Here is a 1,345-nt window from a genome sequence, read left to right on the forward strand (position 1 = left end):
TGAACCGTCCTGGGACTGGTGGAGACCGTGATCTCACCAGGAGAATGCAGATATGGCTGCACCGAGGAAGTTCGACCAGGAGACCCGTGAGCGGGCGGTTCGAATGTACAACGACCGCCGCGCCGACCACGGCGACAGCAAGATCGCTGCCCGCAAACACGTCGGGGCATTGCTCGACATCAACCCGGCTACGATCCGAAATTGGGTCGAGAAGGACGAACCCGCCGCAGATCCGAACCAACCCACATCGGGACTCGATCGCGACGACGAACTGAAGGCGCTGCGCCGCGAAAATCTCGAATTACGCAGAGCCAATGAGATTCTCAAGACAGCATCAGCGTTTTTCGCAGCGGCGGAGGTCGACCGCCGACTTCGGTGATCGTCGACTACATCGACGAATACCGCCACCTCTTCGGGGTCGACCCGATCTGCACCGTACTCAAAGAGCACGGCATCAAGATCGCCCCGTCCACCTACTACGCCGCCAAGAAACGCGGCACCGTGTCCGCGGCCGCCCTCGACGAGGCGTACGCCGCGAACACCGTCCACTGTCACTTCGTGGCCAACCGACGCCTCTACGGTGTCCGCAAGATGTGGCATTCGATGAAACGCTCTGGTCACAGCGTCGGCCGCGATCAGGTGGGCCGGTTGATGACCATCTGTGGCGCAGTCGGAGTTATCCGCGGCCGGCACCGCACGGTCACCACCGAGCGAGACGATCGAGCGCCTCGGCATCCCGATTTGATCGACCGTCAGTGGGGCGCACCGACTCGCCCCGATCAGTGGTGGGTAGCTGACTTCACCTATTGCTGGACGCTCGCCGGGTTCGTCTACACATCATTCGTCGTCGACGTGTTCTCACGCCGAATCCTCGGGTGGCGGGTGATGACGACGAAAGCGACACCCCTGGTGTCCGGCGTTCTCGAGCAAGCGTTGTTCACGCGACGGCGATCCGACTTCGCTTTCACCGCAACAGGTTTGGTCCACCACTCGGATGCAGGCTCGCAATACACGTCGCTTGCCTTCACTGAAGCGTTGGTCGAATCCGGGATCGCCGGGTCGATCGGCAGCGTCGGCGACGCGCTCGACAATGCGTTGATGGAATCGACCATCGGCCTTTACAAGACCGAGCTGATCGACAGACAGAAATCATGGACCGGTCGTGCTGAGGTCGAGCGCGAAACCGCATCCTGGGTGCATTGGTTCAACACCAGCCGACTGCACTCCTCGATCGGCTACCAATCGCCCGTCGACTACGAAAACGAGTACCGTCAGCAGTGCTCGGCAGCCACCTCCGATCGCGAGGTGGCTTGAACCAGGTCTCCATCAGATCCAGGACGGTTCA

General features: G+C 61.3%; 1 protein-coding gene and 1 other annotated feature. The gene reads left to right on the top strand.

All coding sequences use genetic code 11. The features are described from left to right. Positions 1-52: 52 nt before the first annotated feature. A protein-coding gene (locus CHB96_RS29295; RefSeq protein WP_089253011.1) for an IS3 family transposase occupies positions 53-1,314 on the top strand; the annotation gives its coding sequence in 2 pieces (ribosomal slippage) (positions 53-347 and positions 347-1,314; 1,263 coding nt in all). Next, positions 337-468 (top strand) — a sequence feature (AL1L pseudoknot). (Overlaps the previous gene by 132 nt.) Positions 1,315-1,345: the final 31 nt, after the last annotated feature.

Origin of the sequence: Rhodococcoides kyotonense (assembly GCF_900188125.1) — a bacterium.
Classification (GTDB): Bacteria; Actinomycetota; Actinomycetes; order Mycobacteriales; family Mycobacteriaceae; genus Rhodococcoides; species Rhodococcoides kyotonense.